Here is a 23,377-nt window from a genome sequence, read left to right as displayed (position 1 = left end):
TCATCCTAAGCCAGGGTGGTAAAACGCACGAGGGCAGTGCTAGCATCGATCGGCCCCGAGCATGCCAGGTACGGGGTGTACGCCATCAGGGACGATAACAAGGACAATCCCATGTCATATCAAAAACTTGAACAACATCAGCAACAGCTGCACCGGTTCTCCCACCTCTCTGCCATCTGTGGCTGGGATCAGGCCGCCATGATGCCGGAGGGGGGCAACGAAGCCCGCGCCGAGGCCATGGCCGAACTGGGGCTGCTGATCCACCACAAGCGCACCGCCCCCGAGCTGGGCGACTGGATTGCCAAGGCCGAGAGCGAGCCGCTGGACGAGCTCCAGCGCGCCAACCTGCGCGAAATCAAGCGCCACTGGCAGGATGCGAGCCTGCTGCCCGGGGATCTCGTGGAGGCGCTGTCGCTGGCCGGCAGCAAGTGCGAGCACGCCTGGCGCCGCCAGCGCAAGGAGAACGACTGGGCGGGCTTTGCACCCAACCTCACCGAGGTGGTGACACTCTCGCGCGAGGTGGCTCGCCTGCGTGCCGATGCGCTGGGGGTACGCCCCTACGATGCCATGCTGGCGCTCTATGAGCCGGGCATGACCAGCGCCCGGCTCGACGAGATCTTCGGCGATCTGACCGGCTGGCTGCCAAACCTGATCCAGACCGTGAGCGAGCAGCAAAAGCGCGAATCGGTGCTGATCCCGCAAGGCCCCTTCCCCATCGCCGCCCAGCAGGCGCTCGGCCAGCAGGTGATGGGGCTGCTCGGCTTCGATTTTGCCCACGGCCGGCTCGATGTGAGCAGCCACCCGTTCTGCGGTGGAGTGCCGACCGACGTGCGCATCACCACCCGCTACAACGAGCAGGAGTTCGTCTCCAGCCTGATGGGCATAGTCCACGAAACCGGTCACGCCCGTTACGAGCAGGGCTTGCCACGCCAGTTGCTGGGCCAGCCGGTGGCCGAGGCGCGCTCGATGGGCATTCACGAGAGCCAGAGCCTGTTCTGCGAGATGCAGCTCGGCCATGATCCCGCCTTCCTCACGCTGCTGGCGCCGCACATTCGCGCCCATTTCGGCGAGCAGGCGGCGTTGGCGCCGGCGAACCTGGTCAAGCTCTACAATCGGGTCGAGCCCGGCTTTATCCGGGTCGATGCGGACGAGGTGACCTACCCAGCCCACGTCATCCTGCGCTACGAGCTGGAGCGCGACCTTATCGAGGGGCGCATCGAGGTGGCTGACATCCCCGCGCTGTGGGACGCCAAGATGCAGCAGTGGCTGGGGCTCTCCACCCAGGGCAACTACCAGAATGGCTGCATGCAGGACATTCACTGGACCGACGGTTCGTTCGGCTACTTCCCGAGCTATACGCTCGGCGCCATGTACGCGGCGCAACTGCGCTTCGCGCTCGAGCGGGAGCTCGGCAACATGGGCGAGCTGATCGCGGCGGGCCGCCTGCCGGAGATCTTCGCCTGGCTGGGTCGTCACATCTGGTCCCAGGGCAGCCGCTACGGCACCGACGAGCTGGTCAGCCGCGCCACCGGCGAGGCGCTGAATCCACACTGGCTGCGCCGCCATCTGGAACAGCGCTATCTGAAGTAGGGTCAGCGCACCCGCCAGCAGATAACAAACGGGGCCTCACGGCCCCGTTTTTCATGGTAACGCAGCGCATCAGCGCCCGTCCGGCACGCCAACGAACTCGCGCAACTGCAGGATGTTGCCCTCGGGGTCGAACGCATTGCGCACCACGAAACCGGGGCCGGACCACTGCTGCGGCAGCAAGCCGCCACCGAGATCGGCCGCTTTCGCCTCCGCCCAGGCGAGGCTCGGCACGGTAAAGAACAGCTTGATGGCACCCTGCTCGCGCAGCTGCGGCGGCGTGGTGATGACCACCTGCTCGGCATAGGGAGCGGGGATTGCGTGCAGCAACAGCTGGATATCGGCGTTTTCCTGCACGATCAGCTCATCACTCTGGCTGCGGATCTCCATCTGCAGCAGGGTGCGATAAAAGTGGCTCAGCAGGCCGGGATCCCTGGCATAGATCAGGGCGCCGGCACGTGCGGGTCCTGGCATGGCTCTCTCCTCCTTGGATGTTGTCACCCCAGATTCGCACACTTGCCCCACCAAACCGATCTGTTTTTCACGCCCTGCGATCCCGGGCGCTGTGTCGGCTTTATTTCAATTGCTGTCCGTTTCTGGCTAGTCATCGCCTGCGTTCCTGCTTAGTCTCTCACTCATCCGGGCCGCCGCGCCCACCCCGTTTTCGGCGCAAGGAGCCACCGATGCCAACAGATCACGCCATGACGATGCCGCCGGCCACAGAGGATGAGTCAGACCTGCCGCTCAGCGCCGAGCAGTGCCATGCCGCACGCCTGGCCCGCGATGCGCGCTTCGACGGCCGCTTCTTTACCGGCGTGCTCTCCACCGGCATCTACTGCCGGCCTGTCTGTCCGGCGCGGCCGCCACACGAGCACAACGTGCGCTACTTCCAAAGCGCCGCCGCAGCCGAGCAGCACGGCCTGCGCCCCTGCCTGCGCTGCCGGCCTGAGCTCGCGCCCGCCGCCCCCGGCGATCTGCCGCCGACGCTGGCACGCCTGCTGGCCCGGATCGATCGCGGCGAGCTGGCGGAAGGCTCGCTCACCACGCTGGCGGAACAGGCCGGCATCAGTGAGCGCACGCTGCGCCGCCAGTTCGAGCAGCACCTCGGCGCCTCGCCGAAACAGGTGGAGCAGACGCGCCGGCTGCTGCTCGCCAAGCGGCTGCTGACCGAAACCCGGCTGCCCATCACCGACATCGCGTTTGCGGCGGGCTTTGCCAGCATTCGCCGCTTCAACGATGCCTGGCAGCAGGCATACGGGCTGGCGCCGCGGGCCCTGCGCCGTCAGAGCGAGCCAACCGGCGCCGACGCTGCCCTGACGCAGGCTGCACCGCAGCCCGAGGAGGGGGCGATGCTCACGCTGCAACTGCCCTACCGCCCCCCGTACGACGTGGCGGCCATGCTGGCGTTCTACCGGCTGCGCGCCATTCCGGGGCTGGAGCGGGTAGATGGCGAGGGGTATGAACGCTGGCACCGGGTCGGCGATCAGCTCGCGCGGGTGCGCATCAGCCAGGGCAAGGGGCACAGCCTGCAGCTCAGCGTCCATGATCTGCCGCCCACCGCGCTGCCGGATCTGCTGTATCGGGTGCGCCGGATGTGGGATCTCGATGCCGACATGCAGCGCATCGGTACGCGGCTCGGGCAGGATCCGCTGCTGGCACGCCTGCAGGCGCGCTGGCCGGGGGTTCGGCTGCCCGCCGGCTGGGATGAGTACGAGGTGATGCTGCGCGCCATCGTCGGCCAGCAGGTGTCGGTCAAGGGGGCCATCACCATACTCGGGCGGCTGGTGGCACGCACCGAGGCGCAATTCGGGGTGGCGCAGTTGCCCACCCCTGCCCAGCTGTGCGAGCTCAATCTGGACGGTATCGGCATGCCCGGCAGCCGGATCAGAACGCTGCAGAGACTGGCGCAGGCGCTGGCCAGCGGCGAGTTGAACTTGATCAGCGCCAGCGATGAACAGCTGCTGGCGCTGCCCGGTATCGGCCCCTGGACGGTCGCCTACTGGCGGCTGCGCTGCGGGCTGGATCCGGATGCCTTTCCCGCCTCGGATCTGGTGCTACTGAAGGCGCTGGGGGGCGGCACCAAGTTGCCGGTGAAGGCGGTATTGGCCCACAGCGAAAGGTGGCGGCCCTGGCGCGGCTACGCGGCGAGCTGGCTGTGGCATGCCATGAGCGAGGAGCCGGCCCTGCTGACCGAGCCAGTACCAGGCCACGCAGCAAGCGACAACCAAGCAGAGGAGACAACCCCATGATCCGCTACGATATCTTGCCCAGTCGCTGCGGCGATCTGCTGGTGGCCATCGACGAGCGCGGCCTGCTGCACGTGGACTTCGTGGCGGGGCTGCGCGCGCTGCCCGACATGAGTGGCTGGCGACAGGACAAGGTGGTGCTGGCCCCTTTTCTCGCGCAATTTGAGGCCTATTTTGCCGGCCGCCTGCAACGCTTCACCCTGCCGCTCGCACCAAGAGGCACGGCGTTTCAGCAAGCGGTCTGGCAGGCGCTGTGCGACATTCCCTACGGCGAGACCCGCAGCTACAGCGACATCGCCCGCGCCATCGGCAAGCCCAATGCGGTGCGGGCGGTGGGTGCCGCCAACGGCCGCAACCCGCTCTCGATCATCATCCCCTGCCACCGGGTGATCGGCCAGAACGGCAGCCTGACTGGCTATGCGGGGGGCTTGCCCATCAAGCAGGCGCTGCTCACTCTGGAGGGTATCTCTGGTTGACGACACGGCGCCCACTCACAGGCGCTCGGCCAGCCAGCCATGGAACCCGAGCGCCTGAAAATAGCGCCGACCAACGCCAAAGCCCGCCGCCTGCAACAGGTGCCGGGTCTGTGTCTCATCGAGGGGAAAGAAGTCCTGTGCCAGGCGCAACACCATCTGTTCGCTGGCGCTCCGAGGCAGACCGGCACGGTGCGCGTGCAGCCCCATCACGGCGCGCTCGTCATCGTCTTGCGCAGCCATCAGGTCGGCCAGCAACAGAGGGGCACCGCGCCTGAGCTGGCGGGCGATGTCGGCGAGCAGTGCCGCCTTTTGTTCCTGCGGCAGAAAGTGCAGCACCAGCAGACAGAGTGCACCGTCACACGCCATGCTGTCGGCCGGCAACGGCCCCTCCCACCATGTGATCCGCGCCGCCATCCCCGCCTGCTCGGCTTGCCTTCTGGCCTGCGCCAGCATGTCGGCCGATATGTCCTGGGCAATGAACTGCCAGCGGGGACACAGGCTGCCCAGCAACAGCAGTTCGCTGCCCGTGCCGACTCCCACCAGCAGAACGCGTGCCTCCTGCCCAAGCCGTCCCATTAATTGGGACGCGCTGAGCTGGTGCAGCAGCTCATAACCGGGCACCAGCCGGGTAATGCGCTGGTCATAATCCAGCGCCCCCTCTCCATTGAATCGCGTCATCCTCGCCTCTCCTCCCCGTGAAAACTCCTTGATAGAGCCTGCCGCCGGGAGAAGGTAAAGCATCAGATGTCGGGAGAGGTGAGCTTCATCAACGCTTCAAACTCCCCATCACATGCATTTCGCAGCGGTGGCAATCAAACCGCAGGCGGAAGATGTCCTTGCCCATCTTGAGCTCCAGCGGCTCGGCCTTGAGGCCCGGCACCTCGTTCGGGCAGAGGTTCTGGCTGTAGCGGATGCAGTGTTTGGTGATCATCAGCACCACTTCCCGCTCCTCCTTGTTCGCCTCATAAGCGGGCGCGATGCGCTCCACCCCGTGCTCGCGGAAGAACTGCTCGGCAGCGCTGTTCAGCACGTTGCCAAGGTAGGAGAGACGATGCTGGGGATAGTGGATATCCCGCAGCGCGATGCGTCGCTCGGGGCGCTGGTAGCTGGCCATACGGGCAGCCTCCAGCGCGGCGATGGCATCCCGGCGCAAGCCGTTGAGCATGGATGCGGCGATGAATAGCGGGTGAGTAAACGCCAACTCAACCTTGCGCGCCACAAACAGGGTATTGCCGAGTTTGCCAAGCTGATCCCGCGCCTGTTGCAGCGCCCGCTCCGGGTTGTCGGCCGGCTGCTTGTCGCAGGGGAGCGCGACGGCGGCGCTGATGCCCTGCTCGTCGGTGAGCGTGAGGCGCAAGCCCGCATCACACTCTGCCAGCACCATATCGACCCGGATGCGGCGATCGGCGCTGGCCTTCTCCAGCACCTTGCTGAATGCCTGATCGTGGTTGCGGTAGATTTCGGTGCCTACCTTCAAGCCCGGCATGCGCTCTGACAGGAGTAACTGCTTACCTTCCACTTTGTTGAGGCGCATCCCTACCAGCTCGTTGTTCGGCTTGAAGAAGCCAAGGCCATCGCCGTTGTTGAGGCTCACAGGCTTGCCATCGATCTCGATGCCATCCTTGGTGACTCTGGTGACCCGGCCCAACGGCTCGCCCACGTATTTCGGACTCTTTGTGGAGTCGATCCCGGGCTGGCGGCCATGGAGGAAGTAGTCGGTGCTGCCGCGGTTGAAGCTCTTTTTGGGATCAGGCGTGAAGCTGTAGCTACAGCGGCCAGCCGAAGAGGCCACCAGATCGCTGCGGCTATCCAAGATGGCATCGAGCTTCTGCCGATACCAGGCGGTGACGTTCTTGACGTAATCGAGCCCCTTGAGGCGCCCTTCAATCTTGAAGGAGCGGATCCCCGCCTCGATCAGCGCCTCCAGGTTGTCGGTCTGATCCATGTCCTTGAGGGAGAGCAGGTGACTGTCAGCCACCAGCACTTCACCGCCCGGCTTTTGCAGCGAGCAGGGCAGGCGACAGAGCTGGGCACATTCGCCACGGTTGGCGCTGCGGCCGGTACGGGCATGGCTGATGTTGCACTGACCGCTGTAGGAGACGCAGAGCGCACCGTGGATAAAGAACTCCAGCTGCACGTTGGTCGCGGCGCTTATCTCGTGGATCTGCGCAAGGGACAGCTCGCGCGCCAGCACCACCTGGGAGAAACCCACATCCTGCAGAAATTTCACCTTCTCCGGGGTGCGGTTGTCGGTCTGGGTACTGGCGTGCAACGCGATGGGGGGCAAATCGAGCGCCAGCAACCCCATGTCCTGCACGATCAGCGCATCGACCCCCGCTTCGTAGATCTGGTGAGTCAGCCGCCGGGCCTGCTCCAGTTCATGATCGTGCAGCAGGGTGTTGAAGGCGACAAAGACCTGGGCACCGAAGCGATGAGCATGGCGCGCCAGCGCTTCGATATCCTCGATGGAGTTGCCCGCCGCGCTGCGGGCGCCAAAGGCGGGGCCGCCCATGTAGACGGCATCGGCGCCATGATTGATGGCTTCGATGCCGTAGGCGAGGTTCTTGGCCGGAGCCAGCAGCTCCAACCGGTTGGTGTGACTTAACGGGTGCTTGTTCTGGTGCATGGTCTCGGGATCAGGGCGGACAGCAAATGGGCGCCACTCTAGGGCATTGCCACCCTCCCCGCCTTGATCCCGCTTAAGATCACCGCAAAATACAGGATTGGATCAGAGCACCACCTTCAAGGCCAGCCCCAGCAGCACCAGACCGCTTACCTTGTCGATGACGAAGGACTTGGCCTTGAGCCAGGCCAATACGGGGCCACGAGAGAGCACCAGCGCCACCAGCACGTACCAGACAGCGTCGATCCCGCCGGCGGTCAGCATCATGATGCCCCCCTCGCGCCAGCCGGTGTCGGCATGCACAAACTGGCTGAACAGGGCGATGAAGAAGACCGCGAGCTGGGGGTTGAGAAAGGCCACCATAAAGCCTTCGAAGGCGCCTTGCCGACCGCGCAGTTGGTGCACCTCTTCGCTCGCCTCCCCCTTGGCAGGCTTGGCCAGCAGCGCCTTGACCCCGAGCCAGGCGAGAAATGCGGCGCCGCCGTAGCGGATAACATCAAACAGCAGCGGGGTCTGGGTGATCAGGATGGCCAGACCCAAAGCCGTGATCAGCGCATAGATGCCAACCCCGAAGCCGTGGCCAAGCGCGGTGGCCACTCCGTGTCCCTGCCCCCCCTGCACCGTGTTGCGGATGATCAGCGCCAGGCTCGGCCCCGGGCTGATGGCCCCCATCACGCAGATTGCGGCCAGTGCCAGCCAACTCGTCAGTTCCATGGTGTTCCTTGTCTCAAGCGGAATATGAATGTCTGCGCTCAGGGTAAAGGGCCCCTGGTTATGCCAGAAGTGAAAGTTGAGAATAGACCCCATAGCCAATGGCTATAGGCCAACACAAGCGTCTATTGTTAGCGGGGCGGGTTCAACACCTTCCGACTCGCCGCCACCGTGCGCTGCAGGTGCTCGCGCAGGAAGGGATAGGCCAGTTCGCGAAACCACTTGTGGGCCGGATCCTGGTGATGGCGCTGGTGCCACAGCAGATGATACTGCTGGGTACGGCTGGCAAACGGCAGATCGCAAAAATGCAGGGCGTGCTCGCAGGAGAGCTGCCAGGCGATGTGAGCCGGGGTGGTCAGCAGGCAGTCGGTGCGCAGCAACACCTCCACCGCCGCCTGAAAGAAGGGCACCCGGGCAAACCAGCGCCGGGACAGCCCCTGCGGTGCCAGCACCTGCTCCACCGGGCTGTCCTTGTCGCCACCGCCGCTCACCTGCAGGTGAGGCCAGGCGAGGTAGTCATCGAGACTGAGCGAGCGCCCTGCCAACGGATGGTGGCTACCCATCAACACCACCAGCCGATCTTCCCCCTGATGCAGGCCGCGGATCTGATCCGGCACCAGTTCGGTGATGGTGGAAACCATGTCCAGCTCGGATTGCCACAGCTGCGGCAGCAGGCGCTTGTCCCACAGGCTGTACTCCAGCGCCGCCAGCGGCGCCTCCCTGGCCAACGCCGCGCAGATATCCGGCAGAATGTGCTGAGCCACGTAATCGGAGGAGGCGAGCCGGAACACCCGCTCGCAGCGGCTCGGGTCAAAACCGGGGGCCTCGTAGAGTCGCTCCAGCGCACCGAGGGAGTCCGCCAGCTGGGCAGCCAGCGCCTCGGCCCGTGGCGTCAGCAGCCAGCGCTGCCCCTCCCGCACCAGCAACTCGTCGCCAAACTCGCTGCGCAGCTGGCCCAGTTGCTTGCTGATGGAGGGCTGGCTCAGGTGCAGCAGCTCCGCCGCCCGGCTGATGTTGCGGGTCTCCAGCAGCACCTTGAGGGTGGGCAGCAGGTTGAGATTGGCTTTGTGCAAGGGGTGATTCCATCCAGTGGTGAAAGCCCTATCTTAGGGCAGGCAAGCCCTGTGGTTTAAGCGAAATTTCCCGTCGGCACCCGCAACCTGGCGTGACCCAGCAGCCAGATAACCATGACCACAAGATGACAGTGGTTGCCCCGTGCGGCATAATTGCGCGATTTTCCGCCCACGGGCGATCCACTTGAGAAGCGGTAACAAGATGAAATACGCCAATATCACAGGCTGGGGCAAATGCCTGCCTCCCTCCGTACTGACCAACGACGACCTCAGCACCATCATGGATACGTCGGATGAGTGGATCTACCCGCGCACCGGCATCAAGGCTCGCCGCATCTCCCACGTCAGCACCTCCGATCTGGCCACCCTGGCCGGGCGTCGCGCGCTGGCATGCGCCGGGCTGGAAGCCAGCGACCTCGACGGCATCATCCTGGCCACCGCCACGCCGGACAACCTGCTGCCGAGCGCCGCCTCCGCGGTGCAGAAGAAGCTGGGGGCCGTCAATGCCGCCGTGTTCGACCTCAACGCCGCCTGCACCGGTTTCGTCTACTCCCTTTCGGTCGCCACCTCGCTGGTACAGACCGGCATGATGAAAAAGGTGCTGGTGATCGGCGCCGAGCGCCTCACCTATCTGCTGGACTGGGCCCGTCGCGACACCGCCGTGCTGTTTGGTGACGGTGCCGGCGCCGTGGTGATCGAGGCGAGCGAGCAGGAGAGCGGCCTGATCGCCAACAAGCTGGGCTGTGACAGCGAGGCGCGCGAGATCCTGCACGTGCCGAACTTCGGTACCGACCGGGTACGCTTTGCCGACATCGACGGCCTCTTTACCTTCAACTTTGAAGGCCAGGAGATCTTCAAGCGGGCCGTACGCGGCATGGGCGAAGCCACCAACACGGTACTGGCACAGGCCAGCATCGCTCCGGAGCAGATCGATCTTATCGTGCCGCACCAGGCCAACATCCGCATCATCGAGACCCTCGCCAAGCGCATGAACGCACCGATGGAGAAGGTGATGGTCAACATCGAACACTACGGCAATACCTCCGCCGCCACCGTGCCCATCGCCCTGTGCGAGGCGCTCGAACAAGGCCGCGTCCAGCCGAACAGCTATCTGCTGACTGCCGCCTTCGGTGCCGGCCTGACCTGGGGCGCAGCCATCATCAAGTGGGGCGATCGCGTGACGCCCATCAAGGCGTGCGAGGCCGAACTGCCGCCGTGCGACAAGAGCGCGCTCGAGCTTATCGCCCATGCCGTGGAAGGGTGCCAGAAGGCCCACGCCGACGAAGCGTAAATCCACACATACAGCACCAAGAGCCTGCCAATGCAGGCTCTTTTTATTACAGCGCCCAGCACTTCTCCCCTCCTCCCAGGCTCTGGCCCTCTCACGGCTGTGACTCCCGACGATGGCCCTGTGACAGTCTCCATATTCCAGTTTTCTCAGTAGCCCCCCCCGAATAGGACCAATTTGTAACCAGCCCATTTTTTTGCGCTAACCTTACTGAGCTATTGATAAGTAGCAAGTTGGCGCTTGGGTCCCTACCTGAGGGGACGGCGGTTCACCTTCTTCCATCCATATGCAGGGGCAAGTTCGCGTATGACAGACAACACAAGGGCACACTCCTCCCCTTTCTGGGAGCCTGTCAGCTGGGCCTGCGGCCTTGGCCTGGGCCTGTTCAGCACCCTGCTGCTGGTACTTGCGGGCAGCCCCTTGCCTTATCTGCTGGCCAACCTGATGCTGGCCGTGGCTGCCACCCTCTGGAGTGCCCGCCACTACCACGCCAAACCTGCCGGCAAGCTCGATGAACAAGAACAGACTCCGTCATGGTCCGCTGCCGGGCTCAACCACTCCATCATCGGGCTTGAGCAGGTGTGCGAAAAGGCCGTGCCCATCTGGTCTCAACAAATTGAAAACTCTCGCCAGCAAACCGAAGGGGCCATGATTGACCTCACCCAGCGCTTTGCCGGGCTGACCACCAAGCTGGAAGAGGCGGTCGCCGCCTCCCACAACGCCGCCGGTGATCTGGGCGGTGAGAAATCGGCCGGGATGGCCGCCGTGCTGGCCGAGAGCCAGGCCCAGCTCAATCAGGTCGTCGCCATCATGCACTCCACCCAGGCCAACCGTGACGCCATGCTGGCAGAGATAAAAACCCTCACCGCCTACACCATCGAACTCAATACCATGGCGCTCGACGTGGCCAAGATAGCCTCCCAGACCAACCTGCTGGCCCTCAACGCCGCCATCGAGGCGGCCAGGGCCGGTGAAGCAGGTCGTGGCTTCGCGGTGGTGGCGGACGAGGTGCGCACCCTGTCGCGCCTCTCCAGCGAGACCGCCCAGAAGATGACCGACAAGGTCGATACCATCAACACCGGCATCGGCCGGGCCTTCCAGATTGCCGAGAGTGCGGCAGGGCGGGATCAGGCCGCCGTCAGCGACGCCGAACACGCCATCGAACAGGTACTGGAGCGCTTTCGGATGGCCACCACCAGCCTGGCCGAATCGGCAGCCCTGCTGCAGAGCGAGAGTACCGGGATCCACCGTGAGATTTCCGATGTCATCGTGTCGTTACAGTTCCAGGATAGAGTCAGTCAAATCCTTGGCCATGTTCGTCAGAACATGGACAGCCTCAACGATCACCTGATCTCGTCGCGCACCAGAACGCACCAGTCCGGCCCCATCCAGATCGATGCGGAAAGCTGGCTGGCAGACATGGAACTCTCATATGCCACCGATGAGCAGCGCAATATCCATCACGGTCGCAAAACCCCGACGGCAACCCCATCCAGCAACGCTGATGTCACTTTTTTCTAGGAGAGATATATGGCCAAAACAGTCCTGATCGTGGATGACTCGGCAACCATACGCCAGGTCGTCGGCATGACGCTCAAGGGCGCCGGTTACGAGGTGATGGAGGCTTGTGACGGCAAGGACGCCCTCAAGAAACTCGACGGCAAGAAGATCAACCTCATCATCAGCGACGTCAACATGCCGAACATGGACGGTATCAGCTTCGTCAAGGAGGCCAAGAAGCTGGCCAGCTACAAGTTCACCCCGGTGATCATGCTGACCACCGAGTCCCAGGACAGCAAGAAGCAGGAAGGACAGGCTGCGGGAGCCAAGGCCTGGGTGGTCAAGCCGTTTCAGCCGGACCAGATGCTGGCTGCCGTCGCCAAGCTCATCATGCCCTGAGTCGGGAGGCGTTCATGCCGCTGCATATCGAAACGGGCGAAGAGAAGACAGTTGTGGCCATTGCGGGTGAGATGACCATCTATACCGCAGCCGAGCTCAAACAGGCGCTCACTCCCCTGCTCTATCGCCAGCAAGAGCTGGAGCTGGATCTCTCCCAGGTCAGCGAAATGGACAGTGCCGGTCTACAACTGCTGCTGGCCGCCAAGAAGACGGCGCTGCAGGGCGGCTATCCACTGCATCTGGTGATGCACAGCCATGCGGTACTCGATGCCCTTGAGCTGTGCCAGCTGGCAACCTTCTTCGGCGATCCCACCCTCATCCCCCACCCCGATCACGCCTAGCCGGTTCCGCGGACAAGGAGTCATTCGTGAGCATCAATCTTGATCAGGCCCTGCAAACCTACATCGCCGAGGCGCGTGAGCTGCTCGAGGAGATGGAGTCCGCACTGCTGACACTGGAAAACGAGCCGGACAATAGCGAGCTCATCGGCGCCATCTTCCGGGCGGCCCACACCATCAAGGGCTCCGCCGGCCTGTTTGGCCTGCAACCCATCGTCAGCTTCACCCACATTGTCGAGGATCTGCTCGATCAGGTGCGCAACCAGCAGCTGACGATCAGTGAAGCACTCATCAAGGATCTGCTGGAGAGCCGGGATCACATCGAACGCCTGGTCAGCCTGGTGGCCGAACAAGGGGAAGCGCTCGGTGCGGATGAACAGGCTCAGGATGAACAGCTGCGGCGCAACCTGGCACGCCATCAAACCACCGGCCAAGCCGGCCTGCCGGAACACAACCCACCAGCCGAGACCAGCCCGATCAGCAAGGAGGAGGGTCATGTCAGTGCCACGTCTCTGTGGCACATCTCCTTGCGCTTTGGCCCGGATGTGCTGCGCAACGGCATGGATCCCACCTCTTTTCTGCGTTACCTCGGCACCATGGGTACCCTCTGTGCCATCGAGACCATTCACCATGCTCTGCCCGACTGGGAACATTTCGATCCGGAGAGCTGCTACTTGGGCTACGAACTCGATCTGGACACCCAGGCCGACAAGAATGCCCTGAGCGATGTGTTCGAATTCGTGCGCGATGACTGTCGCATCACCATTATCCCACCCCACAGCAAGCTGGCCGAGTACATCGACCTCATCAATGCCCTGCCGGAAGACAACGAGATGCTGGGACAGCTGCTGGTCAAGACCGGCGCCCTGACAGCCAGCGAGCTGGTACTCGGGCTGCAAGCCCAGCATGAACAACCGCAGACCGACGTCGGCAAGCTGGGAGAGATCCTGATTGCTCAGGGTGCCGTCAGCGAGGTGGTGGTGGATGCCGCGCTCAAGAAGCAGAGCCTGAACAAGGAGAGCAAAAACAAGGAGGGGCGCTATGTCCGGGTCCATGCTGACAAGCTGGATGACCTGATCAATCTGGTGGGCGAACTGGTGGTCGCCAGCTCGGGGGCCAACCTGCTGGCCCAGCGCTCCCGGGACAGCCAGTTGCAGGAGGCCAACTCCACCATTGCCATGCTGGTCGAAGAGATCCGGGATGGTGCGCTGCGCCTGCGCATGGTGCCCATCGGTGATACCTTCAACCGCTTCCAGCGGGTAGTGCGGGATGTCAGCCATGAACTGGACAAAGACATCGCCCTGGTCATCACCGGCGGTGATACCGAACTGGACAAATCGGTGGTGGAGAAGATCGGCGACCCCTTGATGCACCTGGTACGCAACGCCATGGATCACGGCATCGAATCGGCTGACAGAAGAGTGGCCGCCGGCAAGCCGGCACGGGGCACCCTGACTCTCAACGCCTATCACGACTCAGGCAGCATCGTCATCGAAATCCAGGACGATGGCGCCGGCCTCAACAAGGCCAGGATCCTGCAAAAGGCGCAAGAACGCGGCCTGCTAACCACCAATGCCACCCTGACGGATCAGGAGATCTACCAGCTCATCTTCGAACCCGGCTTCTCCACGGCGGAGGCCATCACCAATCTCTCCGGCCGCGGGGTGGGCATGGATGTGGTCAAACGCAACATCCAGGCCCTGCGCGGCAGTGTCGAACTCGACAGCAAACCCGGCCTCGGCACCCGGGTCCAGATCCGGCTGCCGCTCACTCTGGCCATCATCGATGGTTTTCTGGTGCGCGTCAGCACGACCCACTACGTCATCCCTCTCGACATGGTGATCGAATGCGTGGAGCTGACCCAGAGCGCGCTGGCCGATACCCAGGGGCGCAACTACATCAATCTGCGCGGTGAAGTGCTGCCTTTTGTCCGGCTGCAGCACTATTTCGACGTAGAGGGCGCCAGAGGGCGCCGGGAAAACATCGTGGTCGTCAGCCACGGCGGCAAGAAATCCGGCCTGGTGGTCGACGAGCTGCTGGGTGAATTCCAGACCGTCATCAAGCCGCTCGGCAAGCTGTTCCAGCGCCTGCAGGGGATCAGCGGCTCCACCATTCTGGGAGGCGGTGAAGTTGCCCTCATTCTGGATATCCCCTCTCTCATTCAGCACGCCATCGAGCAGGAGCTGGGCCAGCTGAGCCAGTACGCCATTCCACGTCTGCAAACCCAACCTAGAGTCAATTAACGCCAGGAGCCTGTCATGTTCAAAAACTCCACCATCAAGCTGCGACTCACCATTCTGCTCTGCCTGCTCTGCGCACTGCTGCTGGGAGTGGGTGCATTGGGGCTCTACAACATGCAGAGCAGCAACAAGGGTCTGCAGCGGGTCTACAACGATCGGGTGGTGCCGCTCAAACAGCTCAAGACCATCTCAGACAATTATGCCGTCGCCATCATCGACAACGTCAACAAGGCCAATGCGGGCCTCATCAGCGCCGAAGAGGCGCGGCAGCAGATCCAGCATGCCCAGCAGCAGATCAAACTGGAGTGGCAGCATTACCAGGCCACCAAGCTGACCGAAGCCGAGCAGAAGCTGTCAGCCGAGGCCAACAGCCTGTTCAGCGCAGCGGATCGGGATATTACCCGGCTGGAAGCGTTTCTCTCGACCCAGCGCGGTGTCGTCACCGGCATGCTCAACGAATTTGACGGCAAGCTTTACAGCTCCATCGATCCCATCGGTGGCAAGATAACCGAGCTGGTCAGCCTGCAGCTCGACGTCGCCAAGTCCGAGTACGAGCAGGCGCAGGCCTGGTACGACGTCATGCTGCTCACCATGCTGGCGGTCGTTGCCGCAGGCATGGTGGCTGCAGCCTGGTTTGGCATCGTCCTCATCCGCAGCATCATCTCCCCCATCAACCAGGCACTGCAGGTAGCCAACCACCTGGCCGAAGGCAACCTCGACGTCACCATCGATATCGGAGCCCACGACGAAGCCGGACAACTGCTGCTGGCCATGCAGAACATGGTCAACAAGCTGACCGCTCTCATCAACGACATCGAAACCCTGGTGACTGCCGCCGTCGAGCAGGGAAACTTCAGTTACAAGATCGAACTGGATGGACGCCAGGGCTACATCAAGCGGCTGTCCGAACTGCTCAACCGCCTATCCAACGTCACCGACACCAGCCTCAACGATGTGATGCGCATCGCCACCGCCCTGTCACGAGGTGATCTGACCCAGAAGATAGAACAACCCTATCCGGGCATTTTTGGCCAGACCAAGGATGGCCTCAACAGCACCATAGAGGCGCTGACCGCCATCATCGAAGAAGTGCGCAACGCTGCCGACAACCTGACCAATGCCTCCAACCAGGTCAGTACCACGGCCCAATCCCTGAGCCAGGCCACCAGCGAACAGGCCGCCAGCGTGGAAGAGACCAGCGCCTCCATCGAGCAGATGAGTGCCAGCATCAACCAGAACACCGACAACGCCAAGGTCACCGACAACATGGCCAGCAGTGCCGTGCTCGAAGCCACCGAAGGTGGCCGCTCGGTCCAGCAGACGGTGGCAGCGATGCAGCAGATCGCCCGCAAGGTCAGCATCATCGACGACATTGCCTACCAGACTAATCTGCTGGCACTCAACGCCGCCATCGAGGCAGCAAGGGCCGGTGAACACGGCAAGGGCTTCGCGGTGGTGGCCGCCGAGGTCCGCAAGCTGGCCGAACGCAGCCAGATAGCGGCGCAGGAGATAGGCGAGCTCTCATCGAGCAGCGTCGATACTGCCGAGAAGGCGGGCAGCCTGCTCGACAAGATAGTGCCCTCCATTCGCAAGACTTCCGATCTGGTGCAAGAGATCAATGCCGCCTCCGGTGAGCAGGCCAGCGCCGCCAACCAGATAAGCCTCGCCATGAGCCAGCTCAACCAGGTGACCCAGCAAAACGCCGCCAGCAGCGAGGAGCTGGCGGCCACGGCCGAAGAGATGAGCTCTCAGGCCAACGAGCTGCAGCAAACCATGGACTTTTTCTCGCTGGAGAACCTGAGCAAACCGGCAAGGACTCACGAGAGCGGACATAAAGGATTGCCCCCCAGAGGCAAATTTGTCATGCCGACCCAGCACCCACTGCACGGCAATACGGCAACGCAACCTCAGGTTGACGAGGCCGATTTTGTCCGTTTTTAACCGGAGAGCCCCATGAGCATGTCTACCGAAGTGGCCGTCCAGCCTGGCACGCTGGCCCCTGATAATCAGGGCGATGCCCAGTACCTGACCTTTCTCATCAACGGCGAGATGTTTGCCATCAATATTCTCGGGGTCAAGGAGATCATCGAATACGGCAACATCACCCCCATTCCCATGATGCCAAGCTTCATCCGCGGCGTGATCAACCTCAGGGGAGCCGTGGTCTCGGTGGTGGATCTCAATGCCCGCTTTGGCAATGCCCCTTCCAGCATCACCCGTCGCAGTTGCATCGTCATTATCGAGGGAGTGCATCCGGACGATCCGGAACACGGCAATCAGGACATCGGCGTGGTGGTCGACTCCGTCTCCGAGGTGCTGACCATTCCCTGCAATGAGATAGAGCCACCACCGAGTTTCGGGGCTCGCATCCGGGCGGACTTTATCAGCGGCATGGGCAAGGTAAATGGCAAATTTGTCATCCTCATCAATACCGAGAAGGTGCTCTCCATCGATGAGATGGCACAGCTCAGCGAACTGACCCAGCAGCAGGAACGGTTGCTGGAACAGAAGCCACAGACACCGTGATTCAGGCGTAGCAAGCAACAAGAGTGTCGCTCACCACACCACACAGCAATGACATGTCGCACAAGGATAAGGCTCATGACTCAATCATTTTTTGGCAATCTGTTCGGCAACGGCAGCGCTCATGCCTTGCTGCAGGAACAACTGCTCCAGCTCATTGGTGCAACCCGATCGCTCCAGCAGGGGATCAGACAAGGCGACCAGTCAGCCCAGCTGGAGCTGGGTTCGCTCAGCGGCCCGCTGCGGGAACTCTGTCAGGAGTTCAATACCGTGCTGGCGCTGCTGGGGGAGCGCCTTAGCAACACCCTCGCCACCATCAGTGCCAACCAGACCCTGTATGACGAAAACCTGCGAGTGCGCAAGGCGCTGGATGGGGCCTCGACCAATGTGATGATCGCCGATACCAATCTCGACATCGTCTATATGAATGAAGCCGTGCTCGCCATGCTGGGCCAGGCCGAATCGGACATTCGCAAAGATCTGCCCAATTTTGATGTCAGACAGCTGATGGGCAAGAACATTGATACCTTCCACAAAGACCCTTCCCATCAGCGCAGCATGCTGGCCAAACTGAACAGCACCTATCGCGCCCAGATAACCGTCGGGGGGCGCATCTTCTCGCTGATCGCCAATCCGGTCTTCAACGATGGCGGTGAACGGCTCGGCTCCGTGGTCGAGTGGGCCGATCGGACCAAGGAGATCGCCATCGAGAACGAGATGAAGGCAGCCAGTGCCGCGGCCAAGATCGCCGCCGCAGAGAGTTTGCGCGTCAAGAAGGCGCTCGATGGCGCCAGCACCAACGTGATGATCGCCGACACCGATCTCAACATCATCTACATGAATGAATCCGTCAAAGAGATGCTGAGCTTGGCTGAATCCGATATTCGCAAAGAACTCTACAACTTCAATTCAGCCACCCTGATGGGGGCCAACATCGACAGCTTCCACAAAAATCCGGGCCATCAGCGCAGCATGCTGGCCAAGCTGAACAACACCTATCGCACCCAGATCCTGCTCGGCGGGCGCACCTTCTCGCTCATCGCCAACCCGGTGTTTGGTGACGATGGCGAACGACTCGGCTCCGTGGTCGAGTGGTCGGATCGCACCAAGGAAGTCGCCATCGAGCGGGAGATGTCGGAAATAGTGCAGGCGGTGATCAACGGCGAACTGCACCGTCGCATGGACCTGACCGGCAAGAATGGCTTCTTCCAGACCCTGGGAGAGGGCATCAATCGCATCGCTGAGGTGATCGATACCAGCCTCAACGACGTGATCCGGGTGGTGCAATCCCTGGCCAGAGGCGACTTGACCCAACAGGTCGAGGCCGACTACCCCGGAGTGTTTGGCACCACCAAGGACTCCCTCAACCAGACCATCGTCTCGCTGACCAATATCGTCACCGAAGTACGGGGCGCATCTGACAATCTCTCCAGCGCGGCCGAGCAGGTCAGCGCCACCGCCCAGTCCATCAGCCAGTCAAGCAGCGAACAGGCTTCCAGCATGGAAGAGACCAGCGCCTCCATCGAGCAGATGAGCGCCAGCATCAACCAGAACACTGACAATGCCCAGGTCACCGATGGCATGGCCAGCAAGGCCGCCAAGGAGGCCGTGGAAGGCGGTGAGGCCGTCAAGCTCACGGTCGATGCCATGAAGCAGATCGCCAAGCGGATCGGCATCATCGACGACATCGCCTACCAGACCAATCTGCTGGCCCTCAATGCCGCCATCGAGGCTGCCCGGGCCGGGGATCACGGCAAGGGCTTCGCCGTGGTGGCTGCCGAAGTGCGCAAACTGGCGGAGCGCAGTCAGGTCGCGGCCCAGGAGATCGGCGAGCTGGCCTCTAGCAGTGTCGACATGGCGGAGAAGGCGGGCCGTCTGCTCGATCAGATGGTGCCCTCCATCAACAAGACCTCGGATCTGGTGCAGGAGATCAGCGCCGCCTCCGCCGAACAGTCCACCGGCGTCAGCCAGATCAACATCGCCATGAATCAGTTGAGCCAGGTCACTCAACAAAATGCCTCCTGCAGTGAGGAGCTTGCCGCCACAGCCGAGGAGATGAGCAGCCAGGCCGAACAGCTGCAATTGGCGATGGAGTTCTTCACGCTGGAACAGCACAAGCACGGCGCCAACCAGAAGGCACCGGCCCGTGGTGGCCCACGGGGGCGTTTCATGCACGAGGGCAATGGCCAGGAAGGTGTAGGCACCACCCCACGCCCTCACAATGACGCCGACTTTATCCGCTTCTAGCCTGATGCGGGTGGGCCAAGCTCACCCGCATCCTGCTCACCGCAGGGAGTTTGCGCGTGTATCAGACCCAGTTGCATGATGATGAATTTGCGCAGTTTCAACGCTGGATCCACCAGACGGCGGGTATCGACTTGTCTCCGGCCAAGAAGGCCCTGGTCGCCAGCCGCCTGTCAAAGCGGCTCTGCCACTACGAGCTGGAGAGCTACGGCGACTATTTCAGCCTGATCATGAATAACCGGGGGGCAGAGCTGCAGGTCGCACTCGATCTGCTCACCACCAACGAGACCTATTTTTTCCGCGAACCCAAACACTTTGAATTTCTCGGCAACAAGGTATTGGCACAACTGCCAAAAGAACGGGCGGTGCGGATCTGGAGCGCGGCCAGCTCTTCCGGTGAAGAGCCCTACAGCCTGGCCATGACCCTGGCCGACAGTCTGAACCATGGCAGTTGGGAGGTCATCGCCTCGGATATCTCGACCCGGGTGCTGGAGCAGGCCAGAGCGGGGCAATATCCCATCGAGCGGGCCCACAACATCCCGCTGCCATTTTTGATGAAGTACTGCCTGAAAGGGGTCGGTTTTCAGGAGGGCACCTTCATCATCGATCGCAAGCTGCGCGAGAAGGTGCAGTTTCATCACATCAATCTGAATCAGGAACTGCCCGACATCGGGCTGTTCGATGTCATCCTGATCCGCAACGTGATGATCTATTTCAACCGGGAGACCAAGGCACAAGTACTGCAACGGTTGGTACCGCGCCTGCGCAAAGGGGGCTATCTCATCGTCAGCCATGCCGAAAGCCTGAACGGTCTGCCCCATGGCCTGCAACTGGTATCGCCTTCCATCTATCTGAAACCATAAGGGTTTCAATATGAGAGAGGTCTCGCTGCAACCCGGTGAATTCTATTTTGGGCAGGATGACACCATCATCCGCACCCATCTTGGTTCCTGTGTGGCCATTACCATGTGGCACCCGGAACAGAAGCGAGGCGGTATGTGCCACTACATGCTGCCCAGCCGCGGTCACAGCACCATGAGTCTGGACGGCCGCTATGCCGATGAGGCAATCCAATTATTTATCAATGAAATAAGCAAATACCCCGCCCCCATCCACGAATACGAGGTCAAGCTGTTTGGCGGCGGCAACATGTTTATCGAACAACAAACGCTCAACACCATGAATGTGGCCATCAGGAACATCAAGGCCGCCTGGCAACTGACCCAGCACCTGGGCCTCACCATCAAGGCCCACCATCTTGGCCATGCGGGACACAGAAGCCTAATTTTTGAGCTGGCCAACGGCAATGTCTGGGTGCGTCATCACCGCTTGCCACATCGCTAAGGGGACGGGAATGAAACAGATCAAGGTCATGCTGGTGGATGATTCCGCCGTAGTCAGGCAGGTATTGCAGGCCATTCTCGAGCAGGAGCCGGATATCAAGGTCATCGCCACCGCGTCTGACCCGCTGTTTGCACTGGAGAAGCTGAAGAAGGAGTGGCCCGACGTGATCGTGCTGGACGTGGAGATGCCGCGCATGGATGGCATTACCTTCCTCACCAAGATCATGGCCGAGCACCCCACTCCGGTGGTCATCTGCTCCTCCCTGACCGAAAAGGGGGCGGAGACCACGCTGCAAGCCATGGCCGCCGGCGCCGTCGATATCATCACCAAGCCCACCGTCGGCCTGAAAAGCTTTCTGCAGGAGTCGGCGCAGGAGCTGGCCATGGCGGTACGCGCCGCCGCCCAGGCCAATGTCAGACGACTGGCCAAAGTGCCCGCCCCCAGCGTCGCCCCCAAGCTCAACGCCGACGCCATCATGCCCGCCGCCAGCCAGCATGCCATGGCCCAGACCACCGAGCGGATCGTGGCGATCGGTACCTCCACCGGCGGCACCCAGGCGCTGGAAGCCGTGTTGACCACCCTGCCCCGGGTCTGCCCCGGCATTGTCATCGTGCAGCACATGCCGGAGAAGTTCACCGCTTCATTTGCCGAGCGGCTCAACAGCCTGTGTCAGATAGAAGTGCGGGAGGCCAAGAGCAATGACAGGGTGATCCCCGGGCTGGCGCTGATCGCCCCCGGCGGCAAACACATGCTGCTCAAACGCAGCGGCGCCTACTATCACGTCGACGTGATGGATGGCCCCCTCATCAACCGCCACCGCCCCTCGGTGGACGTGCTGTTTCGCTCGGTGGCCAAGTTTGCAGGCGGCAATGCCACCGGCATCATCATGACCGGGATGGGGGATGACGGCGCCCGCGGCTTGCGGGAAATGCTGGAGGCGGGCGCCAATACCTTCGCCCAGGATGAGGCCTCCTGCGTGGTCTTCGGCATGCCCAAGGAGGCCATCAAGCTTGGCGCAGCCCGCCATGTCTTGCCGCTGCAGGATATCCATCACGCCATCGTGGGCCGCTAGCAGGCAACAGAGAGATGAGATGAGATGAGATGAGACAACACAGCCCGGCATGACCGGGCTGTTTTATCTCAATGCGGCATATCGTCGAGCAGGGCAAACAGGCGGTCAATCTCGGCCGAGGTGTTGTAGTGCATGCAGCCTATGCGCAGCACACCATCACTCACCCCCAGTTGCTCGACCAGTGCCAAGGCATAGAAATGGCCGGCCCAGCTGCATACCTGATGCTGCCCCAAAAACTCGGCCATTTCGGCCGGGGTATGGCGGTTTGACGTCAGGGCGAAGGTCGGGGTGCGCCCCAGGCTGTTGTGAATGCCGTGCAGGGTGAACCAAGGCCGCTCGGCCAGCTTGGCCAGCAGATGTTCACTGAGCTCGCGTTCGTGGGCCTGGCTGCGGGCAAACGCCAGATCGAGGCGAACTTCCAGCTCATGCTCGGTGCCGTCCAACCCGGACAAGGAGGCCAGGTATTCGACGGTGGCCTCCACCCCGGCCAGCGCTTCCCAGCTCTGGGTGCCGGTCTCCCACTTGTAGGGCGCCACGTTCTTGGCCGGTTCAACCTTGTAGGGGGTGAAATGCGTCAGGTGGCGATGTTTGCCGTAGAGAATGCCGAGATGCGGGCCGAAGAACTTGTAGGCGGAACACCCCAGAAAATCGCAATCCCAGGCTTGCACATCGATACGCTCGTGGGGCGCAAAGTGAACCGCATCGACATAGAGCAGCGCCCCTACCCCGTGTACCGCATCGGCGATGCGAGGGATATCGACCAGAGTGCCGGTAGTATTGGAGGCCGCCGTCACCGCCACCAGCCGGGTCTTGGGCCCCAGCAGGCTGAACAAATGCTCATAGTCCAGCCCACCGGTGGCCACGTCCACTCTTGCCTGATGCACCACCACGCCGCGATCCGCCGCCGCTTGCTGCCAGCTGGAAACGTTGGAGTAGTGATCGAGCGCGCTGACGATGATCTCGTCACCGGCCTGCCACTCCCGCGCCAGCGCTCGGCTGAGCGAAAAGGTCAGGGTGGTGAAGTTGGCGCCGAACACTATCTCCTCTGCCCGCTCAGCCCCCAGCAACGCAGCCACCGCCTGCCTGGCCCGCAGCACCTGCTGCTCGGTCACCCTGGCCGAGAAAAAGGGGCCCCCCAGATTGGCGTTGAAGTGACCGAGATAATCGGTCATGGCGGTGAGTACGGCATGTGGCACCTGAGCGCCACCGGGGCCGTCGAAGAAAATGGGGGCTTTGCCCTCAACCAGCTGATTGAGAGCGGGAAACTGGCCGCGCAACACGGCGATATCGAGAGCCTGCATAAGGAGAGTCCACAATCCATGTTAACAGTTGAATAACATGGCGAGAGTAAAATGCGGCAGCAGCAATGTCCATCAAGGAAGCGGTCAGCCATCACACTTAGAAGAGAAGGTGATTTTTTCAGTACAAAACGCTACTCGGTACATCTTGTTTGGTGACGCTTCACACCCGCGATGAGTCCTGGATCCGCTCTGACAGCGACAGGGAAGTCGTTGATAAGCGTGAAAAATGAGCGACAAATATCAAAAAATGACCGAATGGCACTTTTTTATCGCCAGATAGGCCCACCAGGGGTTCACAAAGAGCGAAGATCTGATAGTATGCGCCTCGCACTTGGGGAGGGGTTCCCGAGCGGCCAAAGGGATCAGACTGTAAATCTGACGGCTCTGCCTTCGAAGGTTCGAATCCTTCTCC

At 62.1% G+C, this 23,377-nt stretch carries 20 protein-coding genes; 14 read left to right on the top strand and 6 right to left on the bottom strand.

Annotated elements, in window-relative coordinates:
• Positions 1–111 precede the first annotated feature (111 nt).
• Entirely contained in the window at positions 112–1,590 is a 1,479-nt protein-coding gene (locus PG899_RS15800; RefSeq protein ID WP_179101304.1) for a carboxypeptidase M32, read from the top strand.
• Positions 1,591–1,659: 69 nt separating this feature from the next.
• Here the strand turns inward: PG899_RS15800 and PG899_RS15795 are convergent, their stop codons facing one another.
• Positions 1,660–2,061: a VOC family protein gene (locus PG899_RS15795; RefSeq protein ID WP_024944412.1), complete on the bottom strand. Its 402-nt coding sequence runs from the start codon at positions 2,059–2,061 to the stop codon at positions 1,660–1,662.
• 209 nt (positions 2,062–2,270) lie between these two features.
• Here PG899_RS15795 and PG899_RS15790 point away from each other — a divergent pair, with 209 nt between their 5' ends.
• The gene (locus PG899_RS15790; protein ID WP_041216438.1) at positions 2,271–3,836 is read left to right on the top strand and encodes an AlkA N-terminal domain-containing protein; all 1,566 of its coding nucleotides are present in this window, start codon (positions 2,271–2,273) and stop codon (positions 3,834–3,836) included.
• Complete coding sequence (locus tag PG899_RS15785) at positions 3,833–4,309, top strand: methylated-DNA--[protein]-cysteine S-methyltransferase (RefSeq protein WP_077095319.1); 477 nt, start codon at positions 3,833–3,835, stop codon at positions 4,307–4,309. The genes PG899_RS15790 and PG899_RS15785 overlap by 4 nt, the downstream gene beginning before the upstream one ends.
• 15 nt (positions 4,310–4,324) lie before the next feature.
• Here PG899_RS15785 and PG899_RS15780 read toward each other — a convergent pair whose 3' ends face one another.
• The 4 genes from PG899_RS15780 to PG899_RS15765 form a co-directional block, all read right to left on the bottom strand.
• Positions 4,325–4,987: a class I SAM-dependent methyltransferase gene (locus tag PG899_RS15780; protein WP_077095320.1), complete on the bottom strand. Its 663-nt coding sequence runs from the start codon at positions 4,985–4,987 to the stop codon at positions 4,325–4,327.
• A gap of 88 nt (positions 4,988–5,075) precedes the next feature.
• Entirely contained in the window at positions 5,076–6,935 is a 1,860-nt protein-coding gene (locus PG899_RS15775; protein WP_077095321.1) for a peptidase U32 family protein, read from the bottom strand.
• 102 nt (positions 6,936–7,037) lie between these two features.
• The gene (locus tag PG899_RS15770; RefSeq protein WP_016349742.1) at positions 7,038–7,646 is read right to left on the bottom strand and encodes a LysE family translocator; all 609 of its coding nucleotides are present in this window, start codon (positions 7,644–7,646) and stop codon (positions 7,038–7,040) included.
• 128 nt (positions 7,647–7,774) lie between these two features.
• Complete coding sequence (locus PG899_RS15765; RefSeq protein WP_042049609.1) at positions 7,775–8,716, bottom strand: LysR family transcriptional regulator; 942 nt, start codon at positions 8,714–8,716, stop codon at positions 7,775–7,777.
• A 202-nt stretch (positions 8,717–8,918) separates the two neighbouring features.
• On the opposite strand from PG899_RS15765, the gene PG899_RS15760 reads away from it, so the two are divergent.
• From PG899_RS15760 to PG899_RS15710, 11 genes are all read left to right on the top strand, one after another.
• On the top strand, positions 8,919–10,007 hold the full coding sequence (locus PG899_RS15760) for a ketoacyl-ACP synthase III (protein ID WP_077095323.1): 1,089 nt from the start codon (positions 8,919–8,921) through the stop codon (positions 10,005–10,007).
• Between the two features lie 303 nt (positions 10,008–10,310).
• Positions 10,311–11,525 (top strand): methyl-accepting chemotaxis protein, encoded by a 1,215-nt coding sequence (locus tag PG899_RS15755; protein ID WP_077095324.1) that lies wholly within the window; start codon positions 10,311–10,313, stop codon positions 11,523–11,525.
• Positions 11,526–11,534: 9 nt separating this feature from the next.
• On the top strand, positions 11,535–11,903 hold the full coding sequence (locus PG899_RS15750; RefSeq protein WP_011704967.1) for a response regulator: 369 nt from the start codon (positions 11,535–11,537) through the stop codon (positions 11,901–11,903).
• 14 nt (positions 11,904–11,917) lie between these two features.
• A complete protein-coding gene (locus tag PG899_RS15745) occupies positions 11,918–12,244 on the top strand; it encodes an STAS domain-containing protein (protein WP_017408761.1) in 327 nt (108 codons plus the stop codon).
• Positions 12,245–12,270: 26 nt separating this feature from the next.
• The gene (locus PG899_RS15740; protein ID WP_077095325.1) at positions 12,271–14,484 is read left to right on the top strand and encodes a chemotaxis protein CheA; all 2,214 of its coding nucleotides are present in this window, start codon (positions 12,271–12,273) and stop codon (positions 14,482–14,484) included.
• A gap of 15 nt (positions 14,485–14,499) precedes the next feature.
• Positions 14,500–16,422 (top strand): methyl-accepting chemotaxis protein, encoded by a 1,923-nt coding sequence (locus PG899_RS15735; RefSeq protein ID WP_077095326.1) that lies wholly within the window; start codon positions 14,500–14,502, stop codon positions 16,420–16,422.
• A 12-nt stretch (positions 16,423–16,434) separates the two neighbouring features.
• Positions 16,435–17,007, top strand: coding sequence for a chemotaxis protein CheW (locus PG899_RS15730; RefSeq protein ID WP_016349735.1), 573 nt, complete (start codon positions 16,435–16,437; stop codon positions 17,005–17,007).
• 75 nt (positions 17,008–17,082) lie between these two features.
• A complete protein-coding gene (locus tag PG899_RS15725) occupies positions 17,083–19,251 on the top strand; it encodes a methyl-accepting chemotaxis protein (RefSeq protein WP_041216430.1) in 2,169 nt (722 codons plus the stop codon).
• Positions 19,252–19,307: 56 nt separating this feature from the next.
• Positions 19,308–20,111 carry a CheR family methyltransferase gene (locus PG899_RS15720; RefSeq protein ID WP_077095327.1) on the top strand — a complete coding sequence of 268 codons (804 nt, stop codon included), beginning with the start codon at positions 19,308–19,310 and terminating at the stop codon, positions 20,109–20,111.
• A 10-nt stretch (positions 20,112–20,121) separates the two neighbouring features.
• Complete coding sequence (gene cheD / locus PG899_RS15715) at positions 20,122–20,592, top strand: chemoreceptor glutamine deamidase CheD (RefSeq protein ID WP_011704960.1); 471 nt, start codon at positions 20,122–20,124, stop codon at positions 20,590–20,592.
• 10 nt (positions 20,593–20,602) lie between these two features.
• The gene (locus tag PG899_RS15710) at positions 20,603–21,664 is read left to right on the top strand and encodes a protein-glutamate methylesterase/protein-glutamine glutaminase (RefSeq protein WP_011704959.1); all 1,062 of its coding nucleotides are present in this window, start codon (positions 20,603–20,605) and stop codon (positions 21,662–21,664) included.
• Between the two features lie 68 nt (positions 21,665–21,732).
• On the opposite strand, the gene PG899_RS15705 is transcribed toward PG899_RS15710, so the two are convergent.
• Complete coding sequence (locus PG899_RS15705) at positions 21,733–22,965, bottom strand: cysteine desulfurase-like protein (RefSeq protein WP_179101305.1); 1,233 nt, start codon at positions 22,963–22,965, stop codon at positions 21,733–21,735.
• Positions 22,966–23,377 lie beyond the last annotated feature (412 nt).

The organism is Aeromonas sp. QDB39 (assembly GCF_027707585.1).
GTDB classification, from domain to species: Bacteria; Pseudomonadota; Gammaproteobacteria; order Enterobacterales; family Aeromonadaceae; genus Aeromonas; species Aeromonas hydrophila.
Note: the sequence above shows the minus strand (reverse complement) of the source record. Positions and strands in the feature narration are given on the sequence as shown.